This window comes from Gammaproteobacteria bacterium (assembly GCA_014075255.1).
GTDB lineage: Bacteria > Pseudomonadota > Gammaproteobacteria > UBA4575 > UBA4575 > JABDMD01.
Genome location: CP046178.1, coordinates 1,674,846 through 1,700,532 on the forward strand (window position 1 = coordinate 1,674,846; position 25,687 = coordinate 1,700,532).

Here is a 25,687-nt window from a genome sequence, read left to right on the forward strand (position 1 = left end):
ATATTGATTGCTACTAACTAGTAATCAGTCATATCTGGCGAGAACAGCACCGGCACAGTGTAGACAGCGCTGTTGCCCACACCGGCATTTACATTAATACCTATTGCATTGAAATAATCTTGCGTGCCATCCCCGCCATTATTACCGGTAGTTATGGTTCCACAATTGGCTGTGCCATTTGCAACACAGGTAACAGATCCATTAAAACTGACGCCGCGCGGCAAGATATCATTTACACTTGCACCGTTCGCGTTACTTGGTCCTGCATTGGTAACGGTTATAGTATATGTAGCAGTTCCTCCAGGTGTATAGGTTGCACTACCATCATCTTTAGTTATTGATAGATCTGTTTGTGGAACAGGCTCACAAATTTGCGAGTACTGCGCTCCATCAACCCATAAACTTCCACCATTACGGGTAAAACGAACAAATCTTGTGCCACCACTTGGCGCGGTGTAGCTAATTTGTTGAGAAATATCATTTGGCCCTGCACTAAAATTAATTACACCTGCAAAACTTACATTGTCGCTTGAACTATCAACATCATAATTACCGCCGTTGTTATTCCGCGCAATAGAAAGAATAATTGTTCCATTCTGAGGCACTGTATCTGTTAAATCTAAAGTCATCGTAGGCCTGGAGTTCACTAATCTAGCTGAGTTGCTATCATTAGTACCACTTCCTAGAGACAAAATCGTTCCCAGTGCTTGTGTAGGATTAAATGGGTTGCCTGCCACTACAACATCTGCATTTCGTGGTGTGCCAAGCGTTACAAGTGTTGTTCCCGATGGACAAGAAGGCGATCCTCCACTAGCGTTAACAGTTAAATTATCGCTAGTTGTACTTGCATTACTACCAACATTTGTTTGCAGTGCTCCAACAATAATTGTATTGGTCACTACACCAAGAGTACTAGACGTTACATTAACAACAATAATGCAACCTCCGCCTGGAATGCTAGAACCATTTGTATAACGAACAAGTGTATTGGTACTGATATCTACCGTACCGGGACAGGTTGTGGCACCACTTAAGGATGTAGCCGTAACGCCGGCCGGAAGATTATCATCCATATTAGCCGTCAAGGTAATTGCACTTGCATTTGTATTTCCAAGTGTAACGGTTAGTTGGCTGGTTCCACCTGCATTGATCGTGTTTGGACTAAAAGATTTTGCAACCGTGGGCGGTGCTGTGATATTTATTGTCAAATTGTCGCTTGCCGCTACAAGATTATTACCTATATCTGTCTGTAATGCGCCTACAGGGATTGTGTTTGTGTAATTTCCTGCAACCGAAGATGTAACATCTACCGTAATCGTACAACCACCTACAGGAATTAATGATCCATTTGTATATGTAACGGTGCCCCCTCCAATAGTAGCGTTAGTTGTGCCTGGGCATGTGCCACCAATATTCGCTGGATTCTCTATCACTACATTTGTAGGTAATGTATCAACAAGATCTGCGCTTAATATTGCAGCAACTCCATTTGTGTTCCCAAGAGTAATGGTGAGGGTGCTAGTCCCATTAACACTAATTGGATCTGGACTAAATATTTTACTCACGCTCGGTGCCACAGACGGGTTCACTGTGATGTCATCATTAGCCGCAACAGTGTTATTACCCATATCAGTTTGCAGAGCACCTACGGAAATCGTGTTTGTATGAGTGCCAGTGGATGTAGAAGAAATATCGACTGTAATAGAGCAACCACCACTTGGAATGCTCGCACCTGCTGCATAAGTAATTGTAGATCCACCTGCTGCTGCCGTAACATCTGCACTATTACAAGTACCTCCAATATTAGGCGATGCGGCTATAACAACATCACCATTCCCAGCAGTTGGTAACGTGTCAATCAAAGCTGCACTTAAAGTTGCAGCTGTAGCATTTGTGTTACCCAATGTAATAGTCAAAACGCTTGTTGCACCATATGCAATGGGGTCAGTTGCAAAATTTTTACTTACTGTAGGCGCAGCATTGACAATTAAATCATCACTAGCCGTTGAACTATTGGGAGCTTGCGCTGTACTGACTACACTTGTTGTATTGGTATGTGTGCCCGCAGTACTAGAAGTAACCTCTACAGTTATTGTGCAACTTCCTAAAGCAGGTATTGCACCACCAGACAAACTAACACTTGGGCCGCCATCTATTGCAGTAACGGTGCCGCCACATGTTGTAACTACATTCGAAGGTGTAGCATTAATTATTTGAACAGGATATGTATCAGTTATCGCTGCTCCTGTTAGTGCAGTTCCATTAGGATTACTTAGCGTAAGCGTAAGCGTGCTTACCCCACCAATATTAATTGGACTTGTAGTGAAGCCTTTAGTAATCGCTGGTGCTGCAAAATTTACTGTTAAGTTGTCTGTTGCTGCATTGGCATTACTGCCTAGATCTGTTTGCAAAGCATTTGCAGGAATTGTGTTAATAACTGTACCAATCGAAGTGGATGCAATATCCACACTAATCGAACAACCTCCAGCAGGAATAGAAGAACCATTTGTATAAGTAATAGTTCCACCACCTACAGGTGCATTTATAGTGCCAGGACATGTGCCCCCTATATTGGCAGGACTTGCCACCGTTACACCAGCCGGTAAGTTATCAACTAAGCTTGAGCTAAGTGTTGCTGCAGTGGTGTCGTTATTACCTAAATCAATTGTTAGAGTACTTACACCGCCAGCCGTAATCGTGCTCGGACTAAACTGCTTTGTAACAGTAGGCGGCACATCAAAAGTAATATCGTGTAGCGAGATCCATTGATTGTGATTCGGCGGCTGACTAGTACCAGTTGCATTACTGTAAACAATAGTAATTTGAGTAATACCTGTTTGGTTAAATGTGAAAGTAGCATTACCATTCGCAGAAGTGTTTCCTGCGCTTGACGTACCCCGAACAGTATTTGTACCAATAACTTGATTTGATACACTAGAGATTATAGAACTTGGATCAAATGTATTCGTGCCGTTTGTTGCCGTAACAATTGATTCGTCAATCCACTGCGGTGATGCTGCATCCATATCAAACAAAGAGAAACTAACGTCACTAACACCACCAGGGTGAGTAAAATCTATTGTGATTGTAATCTCGTCATTAAAAACATCTGTAAAATTTGTGCGAATAAAAAGGGTTGTATCCCCAGTCCCGCCAGTTTGAAATATATTAGTCTCTGGTGATCCTGGACTACCATCTGCTGTGGTAGTCAACCCACCATCTAAATCCTCAAAAGCAAATATTACATTGCTACCACCTACACTATATGTTTCTGTAAGGCCACCCGTTGGCGCCCATGCGTTCGCGCTCCAATCCAATATTGCAGCTTGTGCAGACATAGGAAAAAACATAATTAAAATAACCACCCAAGGAAGGATGCTTAAAAATCTGGCACTTAATATCTTGGTAGAAACTTTTATTAAATTAAGATTATTCACAACTTAACTCTTAGTATTTTCCTGTAATGTCAAAGAACCAACCGTTCGAGTCATAATCGTTATCAGTTAGATCATCATCAAAATCTGTAAAGTTATAACCCGTACCCACCTTCATGTGCTTGCCAACATGGCGATACACACCTAACAGAGCACCATCTTTACTATCATCACGCTCTTCAGTCTCTAGCCAACGATATTCAAGCAATGCATCCCACTTCTTAAGCATGTGGTAACGGGCACGTGCTACAGCTAAGTGTGCGCCCGTTTCAAACCACGGCCCGGCTCCACGAGTCACTCGCGTATCACCGGTCTTGTATGCAAGCTTGGCGCCCACTTCCCATTTCTGATTTACGTCGTAAATTCCTTCCACTGCAAAGATATGGCTGCGTTGATCAGCAAACGAGGTATCTTGACCACTGCTCGCTAGGTCATATACAAAAGTGTACTTACCCAAAATATTTAATCGGTCATTAAATGCAGGTCGATATGCAAAACCTATATCTAGCTCAGCATATTTAGCTTCATCACTCTTATTTGCATCACTATGTGTTGTCGATAATTCAACTTTACCTAACCAACGCAAGCTTTCACTCTGTTGCCATTCAACGGTGTTTGAAGTAACCCATTGCGCTGCATCTTCATTAGTTTGACTATTATCGTCTTCACGGAATTCAAGCACCGAACCAAATTTAAGATCATCACCTTTATAACTCGCACCTAAAGTTGCGGCACGTCTATCAATGTCGCCCTGATCATATTCAATATCATTCTTTTGCATGGATGCAGACAAACGCCACTGATCAGTGAGATCAAAATCTAGTCCATAAGTACGTGCAATACTTTGCTCTTCTTCACCCTCACCAAATTGGTTTTCACTATATATAGAGAGTCCATTTCCATAATTCTTACGAGAACCAAATGTATACAGCGATTCACCACTATCCGTGCGATCGGGGTCTGTAGCATAGCTACCATATAGCTCTAATCCATTTGCGGTAGTGTAATTTGTACCGACCTGACTAGTCGCACCACTGCCAAAGCCCGCATCTAAACTTATATTCATATTTGGCGTAACATCATATTCAACTCCCAAAACTACGGCGTCTCCACGATCACCCGTACTGAGTTCAGTTTTCAATGCCAACCGATCATTAACTTGTGTTTCAACACCAACGGTCGCTAAGGCATTGCTTTCATAATCACCCTCATCATCCACAACAACTTGCCCACTGGTATACACTTCAGTTTGCTCAGTTAAGTCATAACGTATTTCCGCACCGGTTAATGTAGCTTCACCATCGGTATTTAAAATTTCGTCTTTTTCATCTTCATGTCGTAGTTCTAGACCAACACTTAATCTGTCACTAGCTTCATAGTCACCTTGAATGCTGATTGCCGAAAATTCACTTTCTGTCTTCTTATCAAGGCTCGTCGCGCGTGCCGTTAAATCTAAACGCTCGGTTGCTTGCCATTGCGCTTCAATACCTGTGTCGATGGTTTCAATACCATCATCTAAACGTGCAGTAGAGGAAAAGCCAGCATCACGATCTTTCCACCAACCCATTAAGTAACCTTTATGATCACTTAATTCAGCAAAGTTAACGCGCGCCTCAACTCCCTTGGCTTCGCCATCAGCATCATCGCTTAGATTATTTTGCTTATTGAAACTAATACCACCATTTGCAGACAAGAAATTATTATCCGCTTGCTTAGCATCAGACTCTGCATATTCAAGTCGTAAGTAGGTTCCTTTACCTGCACGCAACGTTACATCTGTACCCTTCAATTCATAATCAACGCCATCGCGATCTTCATTGACATAGGTACCACCCAGCGCAATGAAATCATTTAACCAAGCTTTACCTCGCGCGCCTGTAGTAATGTCATCTGCGCTAAAGGCATCTGGTCGATACTCATAATCTGCTAGCAAGAACACATCATTACCATCTAATGGTGTGTCTCTAATGATTGACGGGCCTGACCCTAAATCAAATTGAGTCAGCGGGCGAGTTAAAATAATGCGGCCTTGCAGATAATCAATATCAAAATCACGACCATGCTCAAGGGTTAGAGTCTCAACCACTTGCTCAGTATTACGTGTGCGCACCTCCACCCAAACTTTTTCAGAGCCTTGCACTACATCAGTATCTCGTAAGTAGTAAAGTGACCCACCGGTTGAAATAAATTCATTATGCGCTGCAGCCGTTTGCGCTTCACTACCAAACAAATGCACTTCATGTTTATGTTCACCAAATTTAGTGGTATCTACATTTCTATGCTCTAACTTAGCGCCATACAAGCTACGATTGTATTGCGCAAACTCAGTACCGGTAAGGTCAGTATTGTAGTTCCCCCACAGTGCCATACTCTTATCCCAATCGACACGTAGATACACTGCACCTTGACTATCGGTATCATCAATTGTTGTAGAATCATCACCATAAACTGCGTAGTAACGATCCGGGTCAAGGCGTCTAAAGATTTCGGTTGGATCTTCCTCTTCCAAACGATCACCCAAATTTCGCAACTCGTCTTCAGTGGAATCTAATTGCGCAGTAACTAAATACTTGCCTTTAATCTTACCTTTTAGGTAGAACGCAACACGGCCATCGACCCAAACATCTTCATCAAAGTGGTCATCATCACCTAATGCCTCAACACTTCCGGACAAGTCGTTTTCGCCTACGGTTAAGTTTGCAAGCCCAACAATGAACATATACTTGCCGCTTACATCAACATCTAGAGTTCGCTCAAAATCAAGGCCATTGGCATCACTCACCTCAACCACCATTTGATGTTTTCCTAATGGCAAATGCTGTTCTAGTACAAACTTACCATCTTCATCAACAATCACTTTTTCGCCATTAACTTTAATCGTGTAATCCTCATCAAGATCAACACCATTTACTCGTACACGCGACCCAGCCAATGGAATGGTCTGACGAAGCAAATTCGATTCACCATAGCTTGCTAGCGCAACCTCTTCCCGCTCTTCTTTAAGCTCACGTCTTTCAACTTTGATAATTAATTCATCTGTAACTGTCAATGCACGTGGAATGGTTTCATCCATACGACCTTGTTTATCAAATACACGTAACACATAAAACAAGCTTTCCCCTTCTTCAAAATACTTCTCATCAACTAATTGGGCTTGCCATTCAACCGTGTCGGTAAAAGCAAATCTATCACCCGATTGTGTCGCGATTGGTTTAATTAAATCCCGATCATTGTTTGCGTAAACAGATAATTCCCAACGATCGATAAAGGCAATGTAGTTACTGTAAAGCGTGAAATTAATTGGATCTTTAACTTCACCGCGTTTAAGAATAATTCCACCCTGTGCAATTGCGTTTAAACGTGGATCTAATGTTGCAGGATCTTCCACTGCCCAAATTGCGCCACCATTTGGAATTTCAGACTCGCGTTTGATAATTGGCTCTGATGTAGGAGTGTAATCAATTTCTACTACAGTCTTGGTATAACGCTCATCGTAAACCACATCGATTTCAGTGCGACGATTCTGCGCCCTACCAACTTTGGTATCGTTTGATGCAATAGGTTTATCCGCACCATGCTCCACAACCGTAATCATGTTTTCGTTTAGATTTAATTCTTGTTGCAATATTTTTGCAACTTGTTCGGCGCGCGCTTGCGCTAAGCCATGGTTGTCCCCAAACCTAGCTTTTGTTTTTTCTGAAAGTTTTCGACTATCCGCATGACCGGAAATACGTACAACCACTCTCTCTTTATTTTGTAAACGAGAAATCTCTTGCTGCAAAGTATTAAGCGCTGTTTGCGATATTTTGGCTTTACCCGAGCTAAAGTAAATCGGATCCACCACATCTTTAATTTCTCGCGTCTCTACCACTTCAACATCTCGTTCAACACGTTTTGATGCACCGTACCCTCTTTCCATCATTACTGCTTCTTGCGATGGCAATTTCACACCAAAGTTAAACTTACTCATTAGTGCTTGAGTGATACGTAGTACGCGCGGATTCTCAGTTGTAAACTCGCTTCCTTCAGGCAACGTTGCTGGATCTACTTTTATAATAAAGTTTCTTCCACGCTCCCAACGACCGCCATCAATATCTGCCAAGTGATAACGACCATATTGATCAGTTTCAACCAATAATCCTTCAACCGTTGCCAATCGCACACCTGGAATGCCAGCTTCTTGAATTCCATGGTTTGTAATCGTAATAACAAATTCATCACTATCACGTACTGTCATGACCGTTAGATCTTGCGCAGTTAAACCTTTACGTTTCTCATCTCTGTACTCTGCTTGCACATTGCCATCGTTATCTACTTTAATAACCGTACCTTCAGCACTTTCAATCACAAAGCTGTTATCACCCTGTAGATCAAGTGGTATACGCACTTCCACTTGATTCTCTTCTATAGAATCAAACTCGCTGTTGCGGCCGAATATAGTGCCAAGACTATGCCCATCCCAACCAAAGTATTCACTCTTAATAGTAACTTTCGTTGCATGCGCACTGTCTTGCCAGCCATCTTCATCACGGTCATTAAAGACCTTTCCGATGATAGTAGTCTTTTGCAGAATTGGGTCTTGAATAACTCGAACGGTTGCACTGGCTTCATTACTAACATTTACGCCACCTACACCCGCAATACGAGCTGTGTTCACATATTCACCTTCAACCACACCAGAACTTACACGTAATAAGTACCGTATTAGTTGAACTTGATTAACGGGTATATCAATATTCTCAAATGTTATTGGATCTGCACCCGATACTGTAATAGCAGACTCAACATCGTCACCAGTATTGATAATTCCGTCTGGCCCAGCTGTTATCAATAAAGCAGAGTTATCCACATAACTAAATCCACCAGGAATATTATCGACAACTCTTGTGCCAGTGAATGCAGCACCAGAACTATTTTCGATTTGTAGATTGTATTGAACAACATCACCAATACTTATTTCATCAGGTGTTGCTGTTTTTGTTAGCAAAACGGGTGCGGTAATTGCAGCGCAATTGGTTAGTGGAATATTATTATTTAGAACAATCGGATCACCAGCAGTAAAATCAAAACTGTCGTACCACGGTGTATTAGTAATTAAACTAAAGTCTGCTAAAAATCCTGCAACACCTTCGCCACTACCTAGAATGGTTGGATTAGGCCCACCCGTTCCATCAAAATCTAATGGGTCAACTAGTCTCGATGTGCTCAAAGCTGTTCCTGGAGGAACCATTATATTCATATTATATATGCCACCACCAGCAAACAAAGCTTGATATCTACCTGCTGAACCATCTTCAAGTAATGTCACAACGCCGCCGCCCGGTGGCGTGAAACTTACATTACCACCTGGAATAATTTGGCCTGTGGCTTCGCAATAAAAATAACCCAATGGATCACCTATCACTGTTAAGTCATCCGTTGCAGCTACTAAATTATTTCCAAGAGTTGTTTGTAGAGAATTAGCTGGAATAACATTTGTAGCAGTACCTTGTGCATTTGATGTTATATCAACTGCTATATCACAACCGCCCGATGGAATATTAGAACCAGACACATACCTAACAACTGAACTTGCACTTATATCAATTACACCTGGGCAGGTTGTTGCAGGATTCACAGCAAGTGCTGTCATCCCCGTTGGCATATTATCAACAAGGTCTGCCGTTAATGTGGCTGACCCTACATTCGAGTTACCTAAAGAAATGGTTAAAGTAGTTGGCGCATTTGCAACGATCGTATCTGGCACACAAGCTTTTGCAACACTAACTGCAGAGTCATCATTATTGATCGTACCAATACCTTGTGCATCATTTATTGTTGCATTTACCGGTGCGCTTACATTTACCAAGAAGGTTTCATTTGTCTCGACATTGGTATCACCATTTACATTTACCGTGATTGTAGTGCTGTTGGTTCCGGCCACAATGGTGCCGCTACCACCAGTAACTTGTACGTAGTCGGTATCCGCTAAGGTTGCTGTGCCGTCTACAGTATCAAACGTGAAATCGATGTTGTTCGCTGCATTGCCACCACCATCTACACTGACTGTGAAATTGTAAGCTGTGACACCAGCATTACCTTCCACTATTGTTACGTCATTGATACTTATAAATGATAATACTGGCGTGTTTAACGTGTCGGTGGTCGGACCTGGCACTTCCGTGCTGGTCACACTACCGGTGTTATCCACCGTGCCCGCATCCGATTCCGCTTGGCTCACCACATGCGTGCCGGTTAATACACAGGTCGCACTCGGTGCCAAGGTCACACAGGTATTACTGTTCGGCGTTAACAACGCATCACTGACCACAACATTATTCAACGTGGTGTTGCCATCGTTGGTGACCGTGACACTGTAAGTTAAGGTGTCATTCAAGGTGACCGTGGTGCTGGTGTCTTCATCGGCATTGCTATCCAAGGTCTTAACAATCGCTAAACTATTATCTTGGATCACTGGCGTGTTTAACGTGTCGGTGGTCGGACCTGGCACTTCCGTGCTGGTCACACTACCGGTGTTATCCACCGTGCCCGCATCCGATTCCGCTTGGCTCACCACATGCGTGCCGGTTAATACACAGGTCGCACTCGGTGCCAAGGTCACACAGGTATTACTGTTCGGCGTTAACAACGCATCACTGACCACAACATTATTCAACGTGGTGTTGCCATCGTTGGTGACCGTGACACTGTAAGTTAAGGTGTCATTCAAGGTGACCGTGGTGCTGGTGTCTTCATCGGCATTGCTATCCAAGGTCTTAACAATCGCTAAACTTGGCAAATCAAGATTATTACTATCAGTAGCAATGTTGTTACCAGCAGGATCAGTAACACCAACTGGAGCAGTAACAGTAGCCGTATTTACCAGTGGATCAGGAAATGCTGCATGAACTGGAAAAGAAATTAAGAAAAGAAATAATGAAAAAAAACATAAATATGCTTGCATGCACTTTTGTGCATGTCTGCAAGAATGATTTAATTTTCTGAGTTTTAACACTCGTTATTCCTTTAACGCGTTCATCAACCCACACTCGCCCGCCAACAATTTAGAAAAAACCTAAATTGCTACTCAAAAAATATTGAGCTATTCAAGTCGAGATGAGGCACTAATAATTGCTTCTGCATGCAGAGCAATTGACGTAAACAATTGACTTTTGAAGGAAATTCTATATCTCCTTGTTGAAGTCAATATTACGGCTATAGCGTCAAATTTTAGACGGTACAGGTCTCAAAACTAAGGAATCAGAGGGGTATAACCGATTTAGGAGGCCAATTTGGTGACAGACGGACTTAAGAAAATATTAACTTGATTTGACGATAAACTGTTGATTTGCAAGGACAAAAGGAGATTATTTTTAACAAAAAAACACAATTGTGTGTGGACGCGAAAAACTCTATATAATTCAATTATATACGAAAATTACAGAATAACTTTAGCTAGAAACTTAGTATTATTTCCATTTGATATTGCACCCAACACTAGGTTTCTGCTGAAGATTAAATTCTTTATCTTCAGTAATAGCGTCAAGAGCATGGCGTATATCTACACCTGTAACTGGGACATTATTACCTGGACGAGAATCATCAAGTTGACCTCGATATGCACACCTTAATTCTTTATCGAAAATATAAAAATCTGGTGTGCACGCTGCATCATAGGATTTTGCAACATCTTGGGTTTCATCATATAAATAGGGGAAGTTATAACCTAATGATTCTGCCTGTAGCTTCATCTTTTCTGGAGCATCCTCAGGATAGTTTTCTACGTCATTAGAGCTAATCGCAATCATACTAACTCCTCTTAGAGGGAGGTCTAACCCAAGCCTTACCAGCTCGTCTTGAATGTGGATTACAAACGGACAGTGATTACAAATGAACATAATCAGTGTCGCTCGCTTACCTCGTAAATCTTGCAAACATAAGTCTTTGCCAGACACAACGTCTGGTAAGGTGAAGTTTGGAGCATGTGTGCCTAAAGGCAACATATTTGAAGGGGTCTGTGTCATAACGTGATCTGCTTACTTTTCATTGGCTTACACATACGTAAAATAACGCGCCTGAATGTGACTCATATAACTAATGAGTTAATTAATTATTCTACACCTGTAATAAAATGTCGCTTAAATAGTAGCCTCCACCAAGGAATTAGTAATGCCCATCACTCGCGTTTTTACATCCGAATCTGTTTCTGAAGGCCATCCAGATAAGATGGCAGATCAAATATCTGATGCCATTCTAGACGCAATTCTAAAACAAGACACCAACGCTCGTGTAGCCTGCGAAACCATGGTAAAAACCGGCATGGTAGTACTTGCAGGTGAAATAACAACTTCTGCGCAAATCGAATATGAAAACATTGTACGTGACGCAGTTAATAGTATTGGTTATGACAACTCTGATGTAGGTTTTGATGGCCATAACTGTGCTGTGCTAAATGCACTTGGCAAGCAGTCTCCAGATATCGCACAAGGTGTAGATCGGAAATCCAAAGAAGAACAAGGCGCTGGCGACCAAGGCATGATGTTTGGTTACGCAAGTAACGAAACAGATGTACTCATGCCTGCACCGATTACATATTCACATAGACTAGTACAAGAACAATCTGAAGTTAGAAAATCGGGTAAATTATCCTGGTTACGCCCGGATGCAAAAAGCCAAGTCACTTTTGTTTATGAAGATGGTAAACCTACTGGCATTAATGCAGTGGTGTTGTCCACCCAGCATGACCCTGATGTAAGTCAAAAAGATTTACATGAAGCGGTAATGGAGCACATTATTAAACCGACCTTGCCTGAAAAGTGGTTATCAAAAGACACAAAGTACCACATCAATCCTACTGGTAATTTTGAAATAGGTGGGCCAGTGGGTGACTGTGGCTTAACCGGCCGTAAAATTATTGTAGATACTTACGGCGGCATGGCCCGTCACGGTGGTGGAGCGTTTTCTGGCAAAGATCCATCTAAAGTAGATCGCTCAGCAGCGTATGCTGGTCGCTACGTAGCTAAAAACATAGTCGCAGCAGGTTTAGCTGAGAGATGTGAGATACAAATTTCTTATGCAATTGGTGTAGCACAACCCACTTCGGTATCGATTGATACTTTTGGCACTGGTAAAATTGCGGATAACAAAATAGAAGATGTTGTACAAGATGTATTCGACCTTCGCCCATACGGAATCGTTACTATGCTCGACTTACTACACCCAATTTATCAATCTACAGCAGCTTATGGCCATTTTGGACGTAGTGAAGATAGTTTTCATTGGGAAAGAACTGATAAAATTTCAGAATTAAAAGACCGCGCATCATAGTTACACCACATTTACTAAATAAGTTACTTAATGCTTAAGGAGCATAATTAAATATGACTATTCAATCTGCTGAAAAAATCGACGCGGACTTTAAAGTTGCCGATATAAACGGTGCTGAATTTGGCAGAAAAGAAATTGCCATTGCTGAAACAGAAATGCCAGGCTTAATGGCACTGCGCGCAAAATACGGTAAAGAAAAACCACTAACAGGTGCGCGTATCGTTGGTTGTTTGCACATGACTATTCAAACTGCTGTGTTAATTGAAACCTTAGTTGAACTAGGTGCAGAAATTCGTTGGTCTTCTTGTAATATCTTTTCAACACAAGATCATGCGGCAGCGGCCATTGCAGCAAAAGGCATACCGGTCTTCGCATGGAAAGGCGAAACTGAAGAAGAATATGAGTGGTGTATAGAACAAACTATTACCGGACCAAATGGATGGAAGCCCAATATGATTTTGGATGATGGTGGTGACTTAACCAAAATCATGCATGAAAAATATCCTGAAATGCTTAAAGATGTAAGAGGTGTTTCTGAAGAAACCACAACGGGTGTACACCGCTTACACGAAATGGAAAAACGTGGCGAATTAAAAGTCCCTGCGTTTAATGTTAACGACTCGGTAACCAAATCTAAATTCGATAATTTATATGGCTGCCGTGAATCATTAGTAGACGGTATTAAACGTGCAACCGATGTGATGGTTGCAGGCAAGACTGCAGTTGTTTGTGGTTATGGTGATGTGGGTAAGGGTAGTGCGCAATCTCTACGCGGACTTGGCGCAACTGTTTTGATCACTGAGATTGACCCTATTTGTGCATTACAAGCTGCAATGGAAGGTTATAGCGTTGTGAGATTAGAAGATGTTATAGACAGAGCAGATATCTTCGTAACCACCACAGGTAATTTTAACGTTATTAACCATGACCATATGGTAGCGATGAAAAATCAAGCGATTGTTTGCAACATTGGCCATTTTGACAATGAAATTGATATCGCAAGCTTGAAACAGTATCAATGGGAAAATATTAAGCCACAAGTAGACCACATCATATTCCCGGATGGAAAACGTATTATTATGTTAGCCGAAGGTCGCTTAGTGAATTTAGGCTGTGGAACAGGACACCCAAGCTTTGTTATGTCTAACTCGTTCACCAATCAGGTATTGGCACAAATGGAACTTTGGGGAAATGTTGGCACCTATGAGAATAAAGTTTATGTTTTACCTAAATCATTGGATGAGGAAGTTGCGCGCTTACACCTAGAAAAAATTGGTGTGAAGTTAACAAAACTCACTAAAGAACAAGCAGATTATATTAGTGTTGATGTGAATGGTCCTTACAAACCAGACTATTATCGTTATTAATTCTGCATAAAGCACTACACTGAACACTCAATGCGAGTAGTTCGCCTTCATACCCATCAAAGTCTAGCTCCAAATATAGAACTGGAGCTAGATGATGATATTCGACATTATGCTGTAAACGTCCTCAGGCTAAATAAACGTTCCTCATTAAGACTTTTCAATGGTGATGGGCATGATTATGCTTGCGAAATCATCGATTACAGTAAAGCAATCCTGCGAGTCAAAATCACAGAAAAGTTAACCTTGTATAGCGAATCTTCATTAACTACACATTTATACCTCAGCGTATCAAAAAGTTCGCACATGGACTTTGCAATTCAAAAATCTGTGGAAGCAGGTGTAACGAATATCCACCCTATAATTACTGAACGCATTGTTAACAAATCAACAGATAAATCTGCTGAGAATAAACATCAACACTGGCAACGCATTATTCATAGTGCTTGTGAACAGACTGGCAGATCTATCATTCCCCAGTTATTACCTATAACCGAGCTCAATCAGATTGAACAACTGAATGATAATGAGCATGGCCTGACATTCGATGCTAGCTCTAATCAAACCATTAATAGCTTAAACATAAATAAACCATCATCGATAAAATTGTTAGTTGGCCCTGAAGGCGGGCTAACTGAAAGTGAAGTAAAAGTTGTATCGCTAAAAGGTTTTCAATCTGTGCGCTTTGGGCCACGCATACTGCGAACAGAAACCGCGGCACTTGCTGCAGTGCTCACTGCTCAGCAACTATGGGGTGATCTTGCAAAGTAAATGAAATGTTAGATTACTATGGCCTATTACTTTCCATTGCTAACACAATAATTTTAATTAAGTAGCGCGCGTTAAAAGTATTTCTTCTAACTTCTGGAAGTTAGGAATTGCCAACTCTTTACTGCCGATTTTTACATAGTAGGAAACCAGCTCTGAATATTTATTCATCATGCCATCATGATTAAATAAAGCTCGGCTATCTAAAATCAGTGGCCTAGGCATCGATTGCACTTCTATTGCATACAAAGGAAACGATTCAGTATTATCAATTACATGGCAAATTACTGCGCGAATATTCTTTGATTTTACTAATCTAGTTTGGTTGCAAAGCCGCTCAAATGAAATTACAGGAATCACGTAATCTTCCCAATCAATTTCACCAATTAACCAATCTTCCTCTTCTCCCAAAAGATTTATATTTGGCTTGTAAATAACTTCTTTAACAATCGACTTGGGTATTAACACATCGTTGCCATTGAGAGGCAATAGCATGCAACTTAGGGTTGGATAGACTGTAGATTCGGGTAGAGACATAATATTACTTCACCACATCTTGCACGTAAGCCAATAACTCACTTTCATTATAAGGTTTACCTAAATATTCTTGCACACCTATATCCATTGCGCGTTGGCGATGTTTCTCACCAGTACGAGAGGTAATCATTATGATTGGCACATTTTTTAAACGTTCGTTATTTCTGACATGAGTCGCTAGCTCATAACCATCCATTCGCGGCATCTCGATATCCAACAATATAAGGGAAGGCGTAAAATCTTGTAGTTTTTGCACCGCATCCACACCATCTTTAGCGGTAACTACCTGGTAGTTATTTCACTCAAGGAAGCGCGTGGTAACTTTTCGAATGGTAATAGAATCATCTACAACCATAATAGTAGCTTGTGCATTATCAACAGTTTCTGCAATATTTAAAGCTGCATCTTCAAACTGACTAACAGCATCCATGCGAATCAAACCTTGAATATCAAGAATTAATACAACATTGCCATCACCCAAGATAGTTGCGCCTGAAATCGCTGGCAACCGACTTAGCTGAGTTGCCAAAGGCTTAACAACAATTTCGCGATTTCCTAATGTAGCCTCCACATGAATGGCCATACGCGAATCACCAGAACGCACTAATAAGACTGGGAACATTTTATCGGCACCGCTTAGTTGTGCTTGGCATATTTCTAATAAACTACCTAAATGACATAAGCGATAATCTCTATCAGCATAATGATAGCTAGCATTTTTTTCTGCGTACTTTTGCTTTAACTCATGGGCAGACAAACGCACTACACCTTCCACACTCGCTAAAGGAATGGCATAAATTTCAGTTCCACTTTTAACTAGCAATGACTGAGTGATTGCTAAGGTAATTGGAATACGAATAACAAATTTAGCACCTTCACCTAATACCGAGTTTATTTGCAGAGAACCACCTAACTGTTTTAGTTCGCTGGCAACTACATCCATACCCACACCACGTCCTGATACCTGTGAAACTTCCCCAGCAGTACTAAAGCCAGGAGTTAAAATTAGATTTAATGCTTCACGTTCAGTTAATTCACTATCATCAATAATTCCCAGTTCCAATGCTTTGCTTTTAATTCTTTCAGCATCAAGCCCAGCACCATCATCAGATACTACTATTACAATTTCTGTACCTTCACGAATTACATCGATCTTAATTTCACCTTGCCTAGGCTTTTTAGCTTTTTCGCGAAGCCCTTCCTCTTCTATTCCATGTGAAATTGCATTACGAACCAAATGCTCTAGCGGTGCAACGATACGATTAAGAATCGAACTATCTACCTCAGTGTTTTGACCAATGACTTTTAAATCAGCATCTTTATTTAGCTCGCGAGAGGTTTGTCTTACAATGCGCTGCAAACGCGGCACAAGCTGACTGAACTGCACCATGCGAGTACGCATTAATCCTTCTTGCAAATCTCCACTTATACGTCGTTGCTGAGCAAGTAATAATTCTGATTCACGCACTTGATCTGAAAGAATGTCTTTTATACTTAATAGATCATTAACACTCTCTGCTAGTGATCTTGAAAGCTGTTGAATATTGGAATAACGATCTAGTTCCAGAGGATCAAAATCCTCTTGCTCAGGAACTTCATGCGCATGGCGAGATAAAATTTGTGTTTCCGTTTCAATTTCTAAGTTACGCAGTTGTTCGCGCAATCGATCAACAACCTGCTCGAGTTCAAATATATTTACATTGTAGTTATTACCTACTTGCTCCAAGCGGGCCTGAAAGATATTTACTTCACCTGCGTTATTAACAAGGTTATCCAACATGCTCGATTGCAATCTTACGGCTTGTTGACCAGAAATTAATGGCTGAGCATTTTGTTGAGTATTCAAATCTACAGGATTGCGTAAAACAGGAATTTTTACGATTTTACCTGGTTTCGCTTTAGTCGCCGCTTTCGTAGCAGGCTTACTTTTATCAATAGTTCTTGGTTGTTCTGGTTGTTCTGGTTGTTCTGGTTGTTCTGGTTGTTCTGGTTGTTCTGGTTGTTCTGGTTGTTCTGGTTGTTCTGGTTGTTCTGGTTGTTCAATACCACAATACTCTTGCCCAGATTGTAGTGCCTCTAATTCCGCAATCATGTTTGATGCAGGTAATACAGGCTCTCTAGCAACCGCAAGGTCTACCATTTCATTTATTTGATCAAGACAACGCTGCACAACATCAAATGTTTTATCGTTTGCGTCTATACATGATTCCGAAATATCAATCACAAAAGTTTCGAATGTATGACTGAAATCACCGATATTGCTATAGGTTGCCATGCGCGCACTACCCTTAAGGGTATGTAATTGACGAAGAAATTCGGAAACAATGTTTTCCTCGTCATTATTGCTTCTCCATTTTTCCAAACATTGATTACAAGTTTCTAGAATATCGCTGGCTTCCTCTAGAAATATCTCCACCAAATCAGCATCTTTGCCGACATAAATATCTACATGCTCATGTGACTCATTAGCCGTAATATTGATATCAGAAGGTATAGCTTTGTGAAGAATTTGCACCGCATCATCAAATGATGTTTCTAGTTCAGTTTCAGATCTAAATACTGCCTCAGATTCTGATTGATTCTGATTTTTTTCATGCTTAACATCTCTTGCATTTGCTACCCTATTCTCTAATACGGGTATTTCAACAAAATTTAAATCATTTATTTTTTGCAATAGTGCATCATTAGTTTCTGAATTCCTTAATGACGCAGCTTTTTCATTTATACCCAGTTTCACATATTCAATACATTCAACAAATACATCAAATTGTTTTGCTTTAAGTTTTTTATTACTCTGATTGCATTCTTGACAATATTTATCCAAAGGAGCGATAAGCTTAGCAACAGAAGCAACCCGAGCAGTGCGCGAACAACCATACAAGGTGTGCAATGCATGTAGCAGCTTATCGTCAACAGGTAATATTTTATGTTCTTTTTTAGTCGCTAGAATTTTTTCAATTGAATCTACATGATGCTTAGCTTCATCGAGAAATAGCGCATAAAGCTCTTCTTCAAGATCATCCTTAGGTAATACATCATCTACTGCATCTTTTAGAACATCATCATAAATATTTTGTTGTTCAATTTTCTCTAGCTCTTCTAGATCTATATTGACTACATCAATATTGGTGGCAATGGGGTCAAAAGTTTCAATGGATTCATCCGCAGTTTGTTTTATATCTTTATTCTTTTCTAAAAAGCTTTGCGCCTCACCAAACAATCCCACGACATCTGCTACAGGTTCACGATGAGTTTTAAGTTGGAAGACTAATTCATTCAATAACGCAACAGCGTTTTCTAGCAAATCGTGCAGATCACTTGTAACTACGAATGATTTATCAATTACTTTGTTTAAAGTATTTTCAAGTTGCCAGGAATATTCACCAATAATTTCAGCACCGACAAGTCGTCCACCACCTTTTAAGGTATGAAATGATCTGCGGATAATAGTTAATGCATCCTCATTCCCAGTATCATCTCTCCATATTGTTCGATTTAAATTTATTTTTTCTACTTCTTCTTCAGCCTCTTCGATAAATATTTCAATCACTTCCTCATCAGCATCTCCCCTATTAGCTAATAAGCTTTGTTCTACACCATCGATACTTATTGTGATTGCATATGACTTATCATCAAACTCAGCAGCAATAGAATCTTCGCTAATCATTTCTGGTAACAGTAATTCTGTTGCATCATGGCTTGAAAGCTCATCTAGATCGGCCTCATCAAGGAAAACTGACTCATCCTGCTCATCTAACTCACTTAAATCATATGCTTGAGAATTAGTACTAAGCTGCTCTTCGAGTTCATCAAGCTCGAGTAAGTTAGTTGCGTCAAGATCAACTTCTACTACACCAACACTCTCATCTTCATCGCTAACATCTATGTTAAGAGCATCTTCGAAAGCTACATTAGCCATACTATTAAGCTCAGTGGCTGCTTCCTCAATACTGGTAGATTCAAGTATTGCTAATTCAGGAGATAGCTCGGATTCTTCTTCAGCATTAGGCAAATCAAACAGCTCTGTATGCTCTTCAACTGCGCTAGTATCTGTTGTTGTTGCAGCCTCATCTTTATTTGTTTCCTCTTGGATTTCAAACAGATCGTAATCAACAGCGAGGTCTAAAGAGGTTGCACTTAATCGTTCTAAATCAAGCTCTTCTGAATCAGCCTGTTTAACAAGCGCTTCTTCAGTAGCAGCATTATTTAAATCGTAGTTTACGGGTATTTTTGGTTTTTTTTTAATTCTAGATCTGTCGAGCTGAGTAATGCTAGCGAATCGTCATCTGCTACTGGGTCTACACTTGCAAGCTCTTCAACTTCTACCGTTTGTAATGGCCCAGAACTACTTGATAATTCGATTTCACTACCTACCAGCTTAGACGCATTTTTAATTCCATACTCGAGAATATCTTTTGGATCACTATCGTCTACAATAAGTGCCTCTAAATAACATTCCACGCTAGTAATAGAGTCTGCAAACGCATCTAGCTTATCGGAATTAGAACTAAGTTCTTGTGTCGCATTATCATCTAGTAAAAACACTTGCACACATTCTAATATCTTTGCTGCGTCATCTAAATTTAGAATGGATAGTGCACCTATAACTTTGCGGAAATAGTCTTGCACTTTCTCATACTGATCTTCATCTTCTGGGGAAGTAAGCACCTGTGAAAAAGCATTTTTAGCTTCTTCTAATTCACTCAAAGCTTCCGAAATTGTTTGTACCTGTATTTTCCTAAGCTGACCTGCATCACTTGGAACATCTAAACTATCATCTACGGCATCAACCACCTGAACAGCTGGTTTATTTAAAACTCTGTAATTAACAAAGTTATCTACAATGTTTTCGGCTTTAATCAATGTTTCTGCAATAGCAATAAAATTGCTATCTGCATGCTCTAATTCTTCTGAAGATAAACCATTTAACGCCGTCACTTCTCGCAATACATCTTCTCTTGGTTCATCCAGCCCTAACATGCTTAAGGTATCTGCAATCTTTTGTAATTCTTTACTCACCTCAGCCACGCTTTCGGGAGAACGATTTTTACTATGCACATACATTTCAATTGAATCTTTAACAGTTTCAATATCTTCATGCAGTGCTTTAGATACTGCTTCTAGCACATCTGAGTTAGGGCCAGCCATTCCTTCACGCATTTGATCGATATCCATCTCGTCAGGTATTAGTTCATTCAAGCTATAAGCTTGTTTTACCTTACTAACAATACGGCCACGCTCATCTGCAATACCAACATAATAAAGTAGGTTTTTAATAAGACCAGATGGAATTTCTGTTGCGAAATTAGCCTCACCTAATTCAATAAATTTTTTAATCTGGCGATCAACCTGACCCAATAAAGATGCTAAACCCATACTCGTAGGCAAAGCTTCGATCGCTACTGCCTGGGCAATTGCGCTAGTTACCCACCAAAGTCTTCGCGATGCAGCTGTAGTCGAGCATTGATGTAAACGAATAGCGACCTTGCACATTTTGGTAGCAGCTATATCAATTTCTTTGTTTTGAATAATGCCAACCAAACCTATTTGAAAGCCGTAACGTATCTTCTTTGCATATTCCTGCGCAGGCATACCTAACTTCACACTTACATTTGGAACATCGATATCATCTAGGTCAGGGAAAAATAAGATATGCTCTGAAAGCAAAGGCTCATCTCTAACACCACGCAAATCATTCAATAATGGTAATAGCACTACAGGTAAGTCTTTATTACCTGCCTGCACATATTCAAGATAGTCAGACATTTGCAAAATGCCTCGAGACAAACATTCTTGAGCTTTATCTTGTTGTTGAATGGAGCCATTAACTAGCCCATCAACCACTTCACACATTTCGCGGGCTAATACAGCTGCACCATTGATTTGTACAAGCTGCAATGTACGCTCTACTTGTATTAGTGCAGTAGAAACCTCTGCCAATAATGAAGCCTCAGATCCATCTTCAACATATTCTTCTAATTTAGCGCGAGCGACATCGATAATAGTATCGATTTCATGCTTAACCTTTTTTACCGCTACTTTTTCTAGCGCACTATTTCGCATTTTCATATTTATGTAATTCTAAATTAGACTCAATTATTAAGATGCTTCTCTATTTTCAATAGTAGTATCTTCAATATTTTGCGGTAACTTAAAGCCAGCAACAGATCGTTTAAGGTCTTGACCAAGATTTTTAAGCTTACCTACCCAACTTGCTGTGTTACTTGCACTGTCAGATGTCTGCATAGTGATTTCTTGAATTACATTCATAGTCTTAGTCACGTTGCTCGCTGCCACAGTTTGTTTATCTGTTGCATCGGTAATGTTTTGAATGTGTGCAGCTAAGTTATCGGATACCGACTCAATCTCTACCAACGCTTCACCAGCGTTTTCGGCAAGTCTCGCACCACTCACAACGTTGGAGGTACTTTGCTCCATGGAAATAACCGCTTCATTAGTATCACTTTGAATGGTCTTCACTAATGCCTCAATTTGTTTAGTCGCTGTACCTGCGCGCTCTGCTAGTCTTTGTACTTCATCTGCAACTACCGCAAATCCTCTACCCGCTTCACCAGCAGTAGATGCCTGAATCGCGGCATTAAGGGCAAGAATGTTAGTTTGATCTGCGATCTCATCAATCAATCCAACAATGTCGCCAATTTCTTGAGAGCTTTCACCTAAGCGTTTAATTCGTTTTGAGGTTTCCTGTATCTGCTCGCGAATTGTATCCATACCATCAATAGTCCTACTCACAGCTTGCGCACCTTTATGTGCAATGCCAACGGATTGTTGTGCAACATCTGCTGAACTCTTAGCGTGCTCTGAAACTTGCTCAATAGATTTAGCCATTTCAGTAACCGCCGAAGTTACATTGGCAATTTCTCGCGCTTGTTTTTCACTTGACGTAGTAAGTTTTTGTGTTGAGTCGTGCGTCACATCGGCTGCCGATGCAACCTGTTTTGAAGTGTTGTTAATGGTGTGCACAAGATTACGCAATGCGTCAATCGAATAATTCACTGAGTCGGCAATTGCACCCGTAATATCTTCCGTTACTGTTGTGTGTACGGTTAAATCACCCTCAGCTAAATTAGTCATCTCATCCAACAGCAACAAAATAGCTTGTTGGTTTCTTCGGTTTTGTTCATCTACTGCAGACAGTTGTTGTTTAACTTTACTGCCCCACTTATTAGCAAATACCAATAACATTACTAAACAAACCATTCCCACCACAAAGATAGCCGCAGAGAAAAAACCACCATTCGAATCTAAACCGGCAAACTTTCCTAAATCGAAAGCCAGTATCGCCATTGCACCCATAATTAAAGAAGCAAATAGTGCCAATACTGTCAAAGTTGACTTGCTAGATTGACTATCCTTGTCTGCACGAGCAATAGATTTTGTTAACGCCATAATTCAAGAATTCCTAATAGACACTTTTTTAATTTATTCGTTTTTCAATAATTTGTGTTGATCCGAGAAAATTCTGTGGTCTCTCAAATACCCACCTAGAATCAATAATTTCCAGATACTAATGATACGGGGGAATGCCGTTAGTCAAGTCATAGCTGTGTCGTGAAAATACTCACTTTTATCGGTTTGCATGATGGGCTTCAAAGTGCAATATCAGCCAAATTGAAGCTAGGCGCTTGAATATCGCAAGCAGTTAGCTTCAACTGCGGCAACACAGGGAAAGCGGTCTTTAAGAATAATTACGTAGTTGAGTAAAACGCTCATCTAACAACAAACTTTGTATAGACAAAGCTGCAAACCATTCTTCTCCAGATGTGTAAAAAGCGCTGATATGATCAATATGTTCATAATCGAAACATTCTGGCACCTCATCAGTAGCTTGCTCTTCATTAAACGATTTCATACCAATTATTGAATCAATAATTAACCCATAGAAATGATCTTCTTGCTTTATAAGCAGCATACGTTTTGAGTCATACTTTTCTTTCATAGGAGTGCCAAAAACAAACTCATGAATATCAAGCAAGGTGATTAAGTTGCCTCGTACATTAGATATACCTACTAACCAAGAAGGAGAACGTGGAATTGAGGTAAGATCTTTTACCGTCAACACTTCACTAACATCAGTAATTGGAATAATGTATCGATGAGTACCTAACTGAAAAGCTAGACCATGTGAAAAACTAACATCAGATTCTTGCTGCACCAAACCGCCTTGATGCGCTATACATTTACGATCTACGGATAATAAATATTCAAAGGGTGTTGTTTCTTCGGAAGCCGCCATGCCTAAAAGTTACACAAGCATCAAGCAGCTAAAAATGATTTAATCGAATTGATTAACATTTCAGAACTGACAGGTTTGACTAAATACCCTTTTGCACCTTGTCTAGTGGCCCAAACTTTATCCGTTTGCTGACTTTTTGTAGACACCATTACTACTGGAATTTCAGCAGTCTCAGGAGCTTGGGTTATTTGTCGTGTCGCCTGAAAGCCATTCATACCTGGCATAACTATGTCCATTAAGATTAAATCAGGATGGATATCTTTTGCCGCCACAACTCCTTCTTCACCACTATCTGCAGTGGAGACCTTATGCCCCGTTTGTTCTAGCAATTTTGAAATGAAATGACGTTCTGTAGGAGAATCATCTACGACTAAGATATGAGCCATATCAGCTATATTCTGTTTACTATTTGCCACTGTAATCAGCAATGGCCCCAAGTAAATCGTCTCTGGTGAAAGGCTTAGTCAGATATTGCTCTGAACCAACAATTTTGCCTCGCGCTTTATCGAAAATACTATCTTTACTCGATAACATAATCACAGGAGTCGCTTTAAATAATCGATTATTTTTGATTAGTGCACAGGTTTGATAGCCATCTAAACGTGGCATCATAATATCGATAAAAATTAAGTCTGGACGATGCTCTGCAATTTTAGCTAAAGCTTCAAAACCGTCATTTGCTGTAAATACTTCACAACCTTCTTTTGTTAGTAGAGATTCAGCTGATTTTCGAATAGTCTTACTATCGTCAATCACCATTACTTTTAATGCGCCGGATGCGTGAGCACTGGCTTGTGTAGAATCGTCTAGCGCTAAACCACTTTCTTGCATAATTGCTTCCTAAAGATCGAAATTGGAACCTTAAGTATCCTTAATGATCAGATTGTTATTCTGTAACCCACACAAGCATAATTACTTACTTAAACTAACGCAGGTGAGGTCCTAACCATGCCAGCTATTGAATATAGGACAACAAGCTTCCGATATAAGTAGTCTAATCTCAGACGAGGTATACAGAGATGACCGTAAAACTAGGCGTAATCATGGACCCGATAGAGGGCATTAATGTAAGCAAAGACAGCACCTTTGCCATGCTATTAGAGGCGCAAAAACGTGACTACGAAATCCACTATCTACAAGCCCCTGATCTATTTCTCAAAGATGGTAGTGTGTTCGCGAATACTGCACAAATTAGTGTCCAAGACACATACAGCAATTGGTTTGCCGCAGAAGACTCAACAGCAGTAGAAATGTCATATTTTGACGTCGTACTGATGCGCAAAGACCCTCCCTTTAACATGGAGTACATCTACACCACCTACTTGCTAGACCGAGTAAATACACTAGGCACACTGGTAGTCAATCACCCTACGAGTTTACGCAATGCCAACGAAAAGCTATTTGCCACGCAATTTAGCAATTGCGTAGTACCGTACCTCGTAACACAACAACAAGCAGCATTAAACGAGTTTATTGATGAACATAAACAAATTGTCGTGAAACCTCTTGACGGCATGGCCGGTGATTCTATTTTTCAAATCAACCACAATGATGCCAATCGGAACGTAATTTTAGAAACCATTACGAGATTAGAACAACGCACTGTGATGGCACAAAAACTCATACCAGAGTATGTAGAAGGAGATAAACGCGTACTACTTATCAATGGAGAACCAATTCCCTATGCATTACTTAGAGTTCCTGCAAAAGGAGAACTGCGTGCAAATCTAGCTAAAGGAGGCACTGGAGAGGGAATAGAGCTCAATGCACGCGATCATTACATCTGTGAGCAGATCAAACCTGCTCTGCAAGATATGCAACTCAGCTTTGTAGGCATAGATATAATTGGCGAATATCTAACAGAAATTAACATCACTAGTCCCACAGGAATCCGTGAATTAGATAAGATGTACCAGCTAAATATTAGCGCAACCTTATTTGATCACATAGAAACTCAACTTAAAGCTAACTAATTTCTCACCCTATGGCTCATATCACAAGATAAACGCAATCTGTAACAA

At 40.4% G+C, this 25,687-nt stretch carries 15 protein-coding genes; 4 read left to right on the top strand and 11 right to left on the bottom strand.

Going from position 1 to position 25,687, the window contains the following annotated elements:
- Positions 1 to 17: 17 nt before the first annotated feature.
- From GKR92_08545 to GKR92_08555, 3 genes are all read right to left on the bottom strand, one after another.
- A complete protein-coding gene (locus tag GKR92_08545; GenBank protein ID QMU61740.1) occupies positions 18 to 3,437 on the bottom strand; it encodes a DUF11 domain-containing protein in 3,420 nt (1,139 codons plus the stop codon).
- Between the two features lie 10 nt (positions 3,438 to 3,447).
- Positions 3,448 to 10,377 carry an OmpA family protein gene (locus tag GKR92_08550; GenBank protein QMU61741.1) on the bottom strand — a complete coding sequence of 2,310 codons (6,930 nt, stop codon included), beginning with the start codon at positions 10,375 to 10,377 and terminating at the stop codon, positions 3,448 to 3,450.
- Positions 10,378 to 10,882: 505 nt separating this feature from the next.
- Positions 10,883 to 11,437, bottom strand: a complete 555-nt coding sequence (locus tag GKR92_08555) for a redoxin domain-containing protein (GenBank protein ID QMU61742.1) — start codon at positions 11,435 to 11,437, stop codon at positions 10,883 to 10,885.
- A gap of 145 nt (positions 11,438 to 11,582) precedes the next feature.
- On the opposite strand from GKR92_08555, the gene GKR92_08560 reads away from it, so the two are divergent.
- From GKR92_08560 to GKR92_08570, 3 genes are read left to right on the top strand one after another with little or no spacing between them, the layout of a single operon-like run.
- Positions 11,583 to 12,740 carry a methionine adenosyltransferase gene (locus tag GKR92_08560; GenBank protein ID QMU61743.1) on the top strand — a complete coding sequence of 386 codons (1,158 nt, stop codon included), beginning with the start codon at positions 11,583 to 11,585 and terminating at the stop codon, positions 12,738 to 12,740.
- Between the two features lie 53 nt (positions 12,741 to 12,793).
- Entirely contained in the window at positions 12,794 to 14,107 is a 1,314-nt protein-coding gene (locus GKR92_08565) for an adenosylhomocysteinase (GenBank protein QMU61744.1), read from the top strand.
- Between the two features lie 30 nt (positions 14,108 to 14,137).
- Entirely contained in the window at positions 14,138 to 14,875 is a 738-nt protein-coding gene (locus tag GKR92_08570) for a 16S rRNA (uracil(1498)-N(3))-methyltransferase (protein ID QMU61745.1), read from the top strand.
- Positions 14,876 to 14,932: 57 nt separating this feature from the next.
- Here the strand turns inward: GKR92_08570 and GKR92_08575 are convergent, their stop codons facing one another.
- The 8 genes from GKR92_08575 to GKR92_08610 form a co-directional block, all read right to left on the bottom strand.
- Positions 14,933 to 15,409, bottom strand: a complete 477-nt coding sequence (locus tag GKR92_08575; protein ID QMU61746.1) for a hypothetical protein — start codon at positions 15,407 to 15,409, stop codon at positions 14,933 to 14,935.
- Positions 15,410 to 15,413: 4 nt separating this feature from the next.
- Positions 15,414 to 15,674: a response regulator gene (locus tag GKR92_08580; protein QMU61747.1), complete on the bottom strand. Its 261-nt coding sequence runs from the start codon at positions 15,672 to 15,674 to the stop codon at positions 15,414 to 15,416.
- Between the two features lie 33 nt (positions 15,675 to 15,707).
- On the bottom strand, positions 15,708 to 19,421 hold the full coding sequence (locus GKR92_08585; protein QMU61748.1) for a hypothetical protein: 3,714 nt from the start codon (positions 19,419 to 19,421) through the stop codon (positions 15,708 to 15,710).
- 206 nt (positions 19,422 to 19,627) lie between these two features.
- Positions 19,628 to 21,478: a hypothetical protein gene (locus GKR92_08590; GenBank protein ID QMU61749.1), complete on the bottom strand. Its 1,851-nt coding sequence runs from the start codon at positions 21,476 to 21,478 to the stop codon at positions 19,628 to 19,630.
- Positions 21,479 to 21,508: 30 nt separating this feature from the next.
- The gene (locus tag GKR92_08595) at positions 21,509 to 22,819 is read right to left on the bottom strand and encodes a hypothetical protein (protein QMU61750.1); all 1,311 of its coding nucleotides are present in this window, start codon (positions 22,817 to 22,819) and stop codon (positions 21,509 to 21,511) included.
- A 289-nt stretch (positions 22,820 to 23,108) separates the two neighbouring features.
- Positions 23,109 to 23,666: a hypothetical protein gene (locus tag GKR92_08600; GenBank protein QMU61751.1), complete on the bottom strand. Its 558-nt coding sequence runs from the start codon at positions 23,664 to 23,666 to the stop codon at positions 23,109 to 23,111.
- Positions 23,667 to 23,686: 20 nt separating this feature from the next.
- Positions 23,687 to 24,052, bottom strand: a complete 366-nt coding sequence (locus GKR92_08605) for a response regulator (protein QMU61752.1) — start codon at positions 24,050 to 24,052, stop codon at positions 23,687 to 23,689.
- 19 nt (positions 24,053 to 24,071) lie between these two features.
- A complete protein-coding gene (locus tag GKR92_08610) occupies positions 24,072 to 24,497 on the bottom strand; it encodes a response regulator (GenBank protein QMU61753.1) in 426 nt (141 codons plus the stop codon).
- Positions 24,498 to 24,685: 188 nt separating this feature from the next.
- Here GKR92_08610 and gshB point away from each other — a divergent pair, with 188 nt between their 5' ends.
- A complete protein-coding gene (gshB, locus tag GKR92_08615) occupies positions 24,686 to 25,639 on the top strand; it encodes a glutathione synthase (protein QMU61754.1) in 954 nt (317 codons plus the stop codon).
- Positions 25,640 to 25,687: the final 48 nt, after the last annotated feature.